This is a genomic window from Streptomyces sp. KR55, from assembly GCF_052245645.1.
Taxonomy (GTDB): domain Bacteria; phylum Actinomycetota; class Actinomycetes; order Streptomycetales; family Streptomycetaceae; genus Streptomyces; species Streptomyces flavusporus.
Genome location: NZ_JBQQCE010000796.1, coordinates 1 through 2,448, shown reverse-complemented (window position 1 = coordinate 2,448; position 2,448 = coordinate 1). Strand labels below are relative to the sequence as shown.

Annotated in this window: 3 protein-coding genes; all 3 read left to right on the top strand. The window is 71.6% G+C overall.

The window, feature by feature from the left end:
- Positions 1 to 1,076, top strand: a 1,076-nt coding sequence (locus tag ACTWQJ_RS50185; protein ID WP_443313013.1) for an aldehyde dehydrogenase family protein, incomplete at its 5' end; no start/stop codon positions are given.
- Positions 1,073 to 1,855, top strand: coding sequence for a 3-oxoacyl-ACP reductase (locus tag ACTWQJ_RS50180; protein WP_224738237.1), 783 nt, complete (start codon positions 1,073 to 1,075; stop codon positions 1,853 to 1,855). The genes ACTWQJ_RS50185 and ACTWQJ_RS50180, both read left to right, overlap by 4 nt.
- Positions 1,856 to 1,882: 27 nt before the next feature.
- The coding region (locus ACTWQJ_RS50175; protein WP_443313014.1) for a DUF2510 domain-containing protein at positions 1,883 to 2,448 on the top strand (566 nt) is incomplete at its 3' end.

The window sequence follows — 2,448 nt, the reverse complement described above, 5'->3', positions numbered from 1 at the left end:
TGGAGCGGCTGACCGGACGTCAGATCCCGTTTGCGGGCGGCCTCGACGTCACGATCCTCGAACCGCTCGGCGTGGTCGGCGTGATCGCGCCCTGGAACTTCCCCATGCCGATCGCGGCCTGGGGCACGGCACCGGCGCTCGCCGCAGGCAACGCGGTCATCCTCAAGCCCGCCGAGACAACCCCGCTCACCGCACTCCGCCTGGCCGAACTCGCCCTGGAGGCGGGCCTGCCCGAGGGCCTGTTCCAGGTGCTGCCCGGACACGGCCCCGTCACGGGGAACGCACTCGTCGAGCATCCGGGCGTGGCGAAGATCGTCTTCACCGGGTCGACGGCCGTGGGCAAACAGGTGCTGGCCAAGGGCTCGGCCCTCCTCAAGCGCGTCACCCTCGAACTCGGCGGCAAGAGCCCCAACATCGTCTTCGCCGACGCCGACCTCGAAGCCGCAGCGGCCGCCGCACCCATGTCCTTCCTCGACAACTCCGGCCAGGACTGCTGCGCCCGCACCCGCATCCTCGTCCAGCGCTCCGCCCACGACCGGTTCCTGGAGCTGCTCGCCCCGGCGATCGAGGCCGTGACCGTCGGCGACCCCGCCGACGAGAAGACCGACATGGGCCCCCTCATCTCCAAGGCCCAGCTGGACCGCGTCCGTTCCTACGTCCCGACCGACGCCCAGGGCATCCGCGGCAAGGCCCCCGAAGGCCCCGGCTTCTGGTTCCCGCCGACCGTGCTGACCGGAGTCGACCCGCACGCGCGCGTGGCCGTCGAGGAGGTCTTCGGCCCCGTCGCCGTCGTCCTGCCCTTCGACGACGAGGCCGACGCCGTCCGCCTGGCCAACGCCACCGACTACGGCCTCTCCGGCTCCATCTGGACCCGCGACATCGGCCGCGCCCTGCGCGTCTCGCAGGCGGTCCGGGCCGGCAACCTGTCCGTCAACTCCCACTCCAGCGTCCGCTACTGGACCCCGTTCGGCGGCTTCAAACAGTCCGGCATCGGCCGCGAACTCGGACCGGACGCACTGGCCGCCTTCACCGAAACCAAGAACGTCTTCATCAGCACGGAGGGCCCCGCACAGTGAGCGAAGACATCATCTGCCGCCGGCTCGTCGGCCGCACCGCCGTCGTCACCGGAGCCGGCAGCGGCATCGGCCTCGCCACCGCCCGCCGGCTCGCCTCCGAGGGCGCGCACGTCGTCTGCGGTGATGTCGACGAGCAGCGCGGCAAAGCGGCCGCCGAGGAGGTCGGCGGCCTCTTCGCGAAGGTCGACGTCACCGACCCCGAGCAGGTCGAGGCCCTGTTCAGGACGGCGTACGACACCTACGGAAGCGTCGACATCGCCTTCAACAACGCCGGCATCTCCCCGCCCGACGACGACTCCATCCTGGAGACCGGCCTGGAGGCCTGGAAGCGGGTCCAGGAGGTCAACCTCACCTCCGTCTACCTGTGCTGCAAGGCGGCCATCCCCTACATGCGGCGCCAGGGCAAGGGGTCGATCATCAACACGGCGTCGTTCGTGGCGCGGATGGGGGCCGCGACCTCGCAGATCTCGTACACCGCATCCAAGGGCGGCGTGCTCGCCATGTCCCGCGAACTCGGCGTGCAGTTCGCCCGCGAGGGCATCCGCGTGAACGCCCTCTGCCCGGGCCCGGTCAACACCCCGCTCCTCCAGGAGCTGTTCGCCAAGGACCCGGAGCGCGCCGCACGCCGGCTCGTCCACATCCCGCTCGGCCGGTTCGCCGAAGCCGAGGAGATCGCCGCCGCGGTCGCCTTCCTGGCCAGCGACGACTCCTCCTTCGTCAACGCCACCGACTTCCTGGTGGACGGCGGGATCTCGGGGGCGTACGTCACACCGCTGTAGGAGTCGTCCTACAGTGCCGGGATGAGCATGACGCCCCCGCCCGGCTGGTACCGCGATCCGTCGGCCCCGCACGTCGAACGCTGGTGGGACGGCACGGCCTGGACGGACCACCGGCGCACACCGGAGGTCCCCGGCCCGCCGTCCCCGACGGCCGGCACGTCCGCGCGCGCGAAGGCCGTCGCCCTCACCGCCGCCGGGGTGGTCCTGGTCGCCGCGATCGTCACCGGGGCGGTCGTCCTCGGCGACGACGGCAACGGGGGCGGCACGGAGGCGAACACCGCGGCACCCACCCCAGCCACGACCAGTGCGACACCTGCACCGTCGGCGTCCACCCCCGAACCGTCGGCCGCCACCTTCGAACCGTCCGCCGACGACCCGGCCGTCGTCGTCGACGAACTCAACGGCATCACCCTGCCGTTGCTCGACGGCTGGGTCCGGCCGGAGAACGTCACCACGGACAACGTCATGATGACGACGGACGGCACCTACGACTGCCCCGGCGACGGCGGCTTCTGCCGGCACGGACTGGTCATCTCGCGCACGGTGACCGAGAACGACGAGCAGTCCCCCGAGGCCCTCGCCAAGGCGGACAT